The 6,000-nt window shown below is 68.2% G+C and carries 3 protein-coding genes and 1 pseudogene; 2 read left to right on the top strand and 2 right to left on the bottom strand.

Annotated elements, in window-relative coordinates:
• The first annotated feature begins 420 nt into the window (after nt 1-420).
• Nucleotides 421-1,137, top strand: a complete 717-nt coding sequence (locus tag LQV16_RS07280) for a TetR/AcrR family transcriptional regulator (RefSeq protein ID WP_229993237.1) — start codon at nt 421-423, stop codon at nt 1,135-1,137.
• A 1-nt stretch (nt 1,138) separates the two neighbouring features.
• Nucleotides 1,139-3,688, top strand: coding sequence for an MMPL family transporter (locus tag LQV16_RS07275; RefSeq protein ID WP_229993236.1), 2,550 nt, complete (start codon nt 1,139-1,141; stop codon nt 3,686-3,688).
• A gap of 106 nt (nt 3,689-3,794) precedes the next feature.
• Here LQV16_RS07275 and LQV16_RS07270 read toward each other — a convergent pair.
• Together LQV16_RS07270 and LQV16_RS07265 are read right to left on the bottom strand one after the other, a co-directional pair.
• Nucleotides 3,795-5,446, bottom strand: a pseudogene (locus LQV16_RS07270) (DUF222 domain-containing protein).
• A gap of 3 nt (nt 5,447-5,449) precedes the next feature.
• Nucleotides 5,450-5,854, bottom strand: a complete 405-nt coding sequence (locus LQV16_RS07265; protein WP_229993235.1) for a hypothetical protein — start codon at nt 5,852-5,854, stop codon at nt 5,450-5,452.
• Between the last annotated feature and the right edge of the window lie 146 nt (nt 5,855-6,000).

Genomic DNA, 6,000 nt, shown 5'->3' with positions numbered 1-6,000 from the left:
ATTTTGGTTGTGCGTGACATGTGCTGTCTCCTGGATCTGCGCAGTGGTGACGGCGCTTGAAGCTGATGGTTCTGCTCCGTGAGCACCTCCAGTCTGCACCCGCCCCAGCCGGGATAGCTGTTTCCCAGCTTTCACTTTCCTGTGAATCCGGCAGGGATACTGTGCAGCATGGCATCGGTCGCGCGGGCGGCAAAGGTGGGTAGGCTCCGGGCATGCTGATCGTGACATCGAATGACACTCCGGGCCATCGGATCGACGCCGTCTTCGGCGAAGTCATGGGCCAATTCCGGCGGCCTGACCAATTCAGGCGGCCAGACCAATTCAGGCGGCACGGAGGTCCCGCTCAAGCCCTGACTCCACGCTTACCGGACTCCCTAAAAATACTTGCGCAGAGTGCAAACATGCACGTAGTGTAAGCGCGTGTCCACACCACCACCTCCTTCCGCCGCCCAGGCTTCGCCATCCGGTGAGTCCGGCGAATCCGGCGCCGCACCGCCATCGCGCCGCGAACTGAATAAGGCGGCCACCCGGCAGGCCATCACGGACGCCGCCATGGACTTGCTCCGCACGCGGGGTCCCGGAAACTTCACGGTGGAGGACATTGCCGAGGCAGCCGGCATATCCCGCCGCACGTTTTTCAACTACTTCGCCAGCACCGAAGTGGTCATTGCCTCGGTGACCCACGGGTTCCTGGACAAGGCACTCCAGCAGTTCCGGCTCCGCCCTGCTGGCGAGCCCATCCTGGAATCTGCGCGGGCGGCCCTGGTTGAACTCGCCGACCCCATGACAGTGGCGCCCATAGCCGAGCTGTACAGCATGGGCCAGGCGAACCCGATGCTCAGCCGTTCCGAACTGGAAGCCTGGGACCACTGCACCGTTGAGATCATCGACGCCGCCCGTGAGCGCTTCGCCCAGGGCTCCGGCGTCGAGATCGACGAACTGTACCTCCGCGCCCTCGCGGGCTCCATCATCTCGTGCGGAAAGGCCGCCATGGATGTCTGGTTCGCCCGGTGCGGCGGCGACCTCAGCCCGGATTCCCTGTCCAACCTGCGCCAGCTCCTCATTGATTCCATGAGCTTGCTCGGCTCCGGTTTCGCATCACACTCCCCCGCCACCCCTTCCCAAGATCGGCACTGACATGGCCCTATTGCTCTACCGTCTCGGCAAGTTTTCCTACCGCCACCGTTGGCTCGTCATCTCCCTCTGGCTCGCCGTCCTGGTGGCCGTCGGCGGCGCGGCGGCGGCCTTTCACGGCACCATGTCCAACAACTTCCAGATTCCGGGCACTGAAACCCAGCAGATGGCGGACAAGCTGAAGCGGGAACTGCCCAAGTCCTCGGGCGGCTCGGCCGGCATCGTGTTCGAGTCGAAGGACGGCCAATTCACCCAGGCCGGCAAAGACGCGGTCTCCGCTGCCCTGGCCAAGCTGAAAACCCTTCCCGACGTTCAGGGCACCGTGGACCCGTTCGCCACCCAGGCCCAGCTGGACAAGGCCGTCGCGGACCTTGCCGCCGGCGAGCAGCAGGCCTCCGCAGGCAAAGCGCAGCTGGACGCCTCAGCCGCCCAACTGGCCGCTGGCAAGTCCAAGCTGGCCGCCGCCGAGGAGCAGATGACCGCGGCCGGCATGTCCGCCGAGGCCATCGACGCCCAGCTCGGCCAGCAGAAGGCTGCCCTCGCGGCCGGCCAGGAAAAGCTCGACGCCGGGACCAAAGAACTTGAGGCCGGCGCGGCCAAGCTCGCCCTCGCCAAGCGCCAGCTTGAAGCCTCGCAGGGCATGCGGTTCGTTTCCGAAGACGGCACGGCGGCGATCGCACAGGTCCAGTTCAAGACCTCGATCAACGGGCTGGCCCCCGAAGTCCGCCAGCAGGTCCAGGACATCGCCCACGAAGTCTCTTCTGACGGCGTGACCGCACTGGCCAGCAAGGAAATCACCGAGGACGTCTCGGAGCTGTTCGGCATCTCCGAGATCCTCGGCATTGCCATCGCGGCCCTGGTGCTCATCGTCATGCTGGGAACCCTCATCGCCGCCGGTCTCCCCCTGCTGATGGCCCTGGTCGGTGTGGCCGTGGGCGTCGGCGGCACCTTCGCGCTCAGCAGCGCCGTCGACATGAGTTCCATCTCCCCTATGCTGGCGCTCATGCTGGGCCTCGCCGTCGGCATCGACTACTCGCTCTTCATCGTCAACCGGCACCGCGGCCAGCTCCTGGCCGGCATGGACGGGGAGGAATCCGTCGCCCTCGCCACCGGCACCTCCGGCAACGCCGTGCTGTTCGCAGGCCTGACGGTCATCATCGCCCTTGCGGCCCTCGTTATTCCGGGCCTTCCCTTCCTGGCCGTCATGGGCCTGTCCGCCGCGGCAACGGTGGCAGTCGCCGTCGTCGTCGCCCTGACCCTCACCCCTGCCATGCTGTCCCTGATCGGGCCCAGGCTCATTTCCCGCCGCGTCTGGGCCAAGGCGGAGAAGCACAACGCCGCCCCCGGCCACGAAAGCGCGGACCGTGCCCGCGACGAACGCCGCAGCAAACAGGGCTGGGGCGGCCTTGTCACCCGGCACCCGGTCCTGGCGCTGCTGGCCGGTGTCCTGCTGTTGGGCATCGTGGCGCTGCCGGCCAGCCAGTTGCGGCTTGCGCTGCCCGACGGCGGGTCCGAGCCCGTTGAGTCGCAGGCGTTCAAGGCCTACGATGTCACCGGCCGCAGCTTCGGCGAAGGCATGACAGGCCCGATCGTGGTGGTGGGCGACTTCCCCGCCAGCCTGAGCGAGGACGAAGCCACGGCAAAGCAGCTCGACGTCGCCGGCATCCTCCGCGGCACGGCCAACGTCACCGCAGCCGTTCCGGTGGCATTGAGCGAGGACCGCCGCACCGCGGTGTTCCAGGTCATTCCCAAGGAGGGCCCCGCCAGCGCCAGCACGGTCAAGGTGGTCTCCGAGCTCCGCGCCGAAAAGGACCGCATCAAGGACTCCACCGGTGTCAGCATCGGCCTCACGGGCCAGACAGCCGGCAACGTCGACGTCTCCACAAAGCTCGGCGACGCCCTGCCCCCGTACCTGGGCATCGTCGTCGGACTGTCGCTGATCCTGCTGCTGCTCGTGTTCCGCTCGATCGTCGTGCCGCTGCTGGCCACGGGCGGCTTCCTGCTCTCGCTGGCGGCCGCCTTCGGAGCCGTCGTCGCGGTTTACCAGTGGGGCTGGCTGGGTCCCGTGTTCGGCGTCGAAAACCCGGGCGCAGTGCTGAGCTTCCTGCCGATCATCCTGATCGGCGTGCTGTTCGGCCTGGCCATGGACTACCAGGTGTTCATCACCTCCGGCATGCGCGAATCATTCATGCACGGGGAATCGGCCAAGCATGCGGTCCGCACCGGCTTCAGCCATGCCGCGACCGTGGTCACCGCCGCCGCCATCATCATGGTCAGCGTGTTTGCCGGCTTCATCTTCTCGCACCTGAACATGGTCCGGCCGCTGGGCTTCGCGATGGCCTTCGGTGTCCTGGTGGACGCGTTTGTGGTCCGCATGACGATTGTTCCGGCCGTGATGTACCTGCTCGGCGATAAGGCGTGGTGGCTGCCCCGCTGGCTGAACCGGATCCTGCCGGACGTGGATGTTGAAGGCGCGAAGCTCCGGCCCGCGGCGTCAGCAACCTCAGCCGACAGCGAGCCCGAGCCCGAGCCGGAGGGGGTCGGCGCGCGCTGACACAGCTTGCCGACGAGTTGCCCTAAGGCCGCCCGCTGATCATTCCGATCGGCGGGCGGCTTTTTCGTGCGTGCAAGTTGGGAAAGCCTGTGGGTCCGTTCGCCGCTCAGGCCGCCAACGAGCCGGCGGGCCGCACACGCTTGAGCTTCTTCGCGTGGTGGCGCTGGTCGCGGCGGTGGCGACGGGATTCGGCGTTCGCTTGATCGGTTGGCGTTCCCGGCAGGGGCGGGGCTGTGGAGTGGTAGGTGTGGCCGGTGGGGGTGGTGAGTTCGATGGTTTGCCGTGCGCCGCTGCTGGAGGCGGATCTGCGTGCCGGGCGGGCGGTCCAGCCGGGGGTTTCTTTGGTGTGGTTGCAGGCTTCGCAGAGTCCGGCGCCGTTGGTCTGGGTGGTTTGGCCGCCGTGGTGCCACGAGATGATGTGGTCCAGGTGGCGGATGGGGGCGTCGCAGTAGGGGGTGCGCAGGTGTCGTCCCTCGCCTGGATGAATTGGCGGAGCCCGGGCGGGAAGATCCGGGCCCGGGAGTCCATGCCGACGAGCCCGCCGGTGCCGGGGTGGGTGTAGAGCCGGCGGAGCCAGACGCCGAACGCGGTGTTATCCGCGATCCCGTCCGCGCCGCTTGGTTTAGAGGGACTGCCGGGTCCCGGGGAACCGCCGGCTATGCCACCGGGGCTTGTGCCCGGGTCGGGCCCGCCGCCGGGTTCGGGGGGACCGCTGGTTGACCCGCCGGGTTCCCGTGGATCATGTTGTTCGGGTGAACCGACGCCGAATGTGCTGTCGTTAGCCTTTGTGCCGTTGATGAGGGTGCGGGCCCAGCCGGCCGGGACGGTGCCGTAGCCTGGGAGCCGGGCCGGTTCGGCGTCGGCCTGGAAGAGGGTGCGGTCGGTCATGACGAGCTGGATCTCGACCCCGGTGATCCCGCCCGGGGTGCCGGTGCTGCGTTCGACCAGGGTGTCGGCCATCAGCTGCCCCCGGCCCCGCAGGTCCCCGGCGGCGCGGAGAGTGTCCGCGTGCCCGCTCAGCGCCTTGTATATGCCCACCCCGGCGGTGACCGGGAGCAGGGCGGTGAGGTGGCACATGGTGTCCGGGGCGGGCCGGAGGCTGACATGCCGCTCGCCGGCGGCGTGCGCGGCGCGCTGGGTGACGGTGCGCGCATCCAGCCGGTACGCCGCGGCCCGGGCCCGGCCGGTCAGGGAACGGTCACCCACGCCGTCGAGGGTACCGGTGTCGGGCGCCAGTTCCGCGTCGACTACAGCCCGGTCCGCGGCGGTCAGGCAGGCGGTTTCGCGCACGAGGAGGGTGGCGCGCCATTCGTTGAGCTGTCCGGTCTGCAGCGCGGCGAGGGTGTGCGGCATCTCGGTGACCAGGGCTTTGGCCAGGCCCAGGAGCCGGCTGCCCCTGGCCGGGGATTCGCGCCGGGCGAGTGCGATCTGGGCGCCGATCCCGGCCCCGAGCTGCTCCGCGGGCACGCCTTGGCTGGCCTGCTCGCGCCGCTGGAGCAGGTCGAAGGCCACGGCGAGGCGTGCCTGTTCCGCGGACGCGGCGCACTTCTCATCTTCCAGTTCCCGGATCCGGTCAATGATCCCGGCACAGTCCGTGGCCGTGCGGGCGAACTGGCAGCAAGTGGGAGCTGCCGTCGCATCGGTGGCCGCACAGCATTCCCCGTCACCGCACTCGCCGGCACCGCAATCCGTGGCGCCGGTGCCTGCGGCTCCGCGAAATGGTGTCGGAACCACATCGGGCCCCTGCTTGCCGTCCATGAATCAAGTCTCCCGCAGGGGTGTGACAATTATCGGAGAACCAGGGCGGACGGACGGGCAGCCGCCGGGCATGGGCGCGGCCGTCGCATCGGTGGCCGCGCCGGCCTCGACCGCAACGAAACCTTGAATGCCAAGATTCCCGCCGGCCTGCCCACGGCGCTGCCGCGCATCAACGGCGATCCGTGCCTTCAGGTCGGCCAGGGCGGACTCCACGTCCTCCAGCTCCCTAATCTGATCAAGTATCTCGGCACAGTCCGCGGCCGGGCGGAAGGCATCAAATATTCGCGTCACGTCCGCGATCACCGCCCCTAGGTTGCTCAGGTCCGCGGCCCTAACGCGCCCGGCAAGGCTGATTAAACTGTCGCCGTGTCCTGTCGGAACCACTTCGGGCCCCTCGTTGCCGTCCATGAATCAAGTCTCCTGAGGGGGTCTGACATTTTAGGTGTGCCGACGAACCTTCACCCGCTGCGGACGCCACGGGATTCGCGGACGCCACCAGGAAAACCCGGCCCTGCGCCAAAACCACCCCGGCCGCCACGGGGAACCCAACGCGA

The sequence above is a fragment of the Arthrobacter sp. Bi26 genome, from assembly GCF_918697925.1.
Classification (GTDB): domain Bacteria; phylum Actinomycetota; class Actinomycetes; order Actinomycetales; family Micrococcaceae; genus Arthrobacter.
This window is presented reverse-complemented; position numbering and strand designations above follow the sequence as displayed.

Coding starts and splice junctions, on each gene's coding strand:
- LQV16_RS07265 (WP_229993235.1), bottom strand. CDS start 5,854: ATGGACGGCAACGAGGGGCCCGAAGTGGTTCCGACAGGACACGGCGAC.
- LQV16_RS07275 (WP_229993236.1), top strand. CDS start 1,139: ATGGCCCTATTGCTCTACCGTCTCGGCAAGTTTTCCTACCGCCACCGT.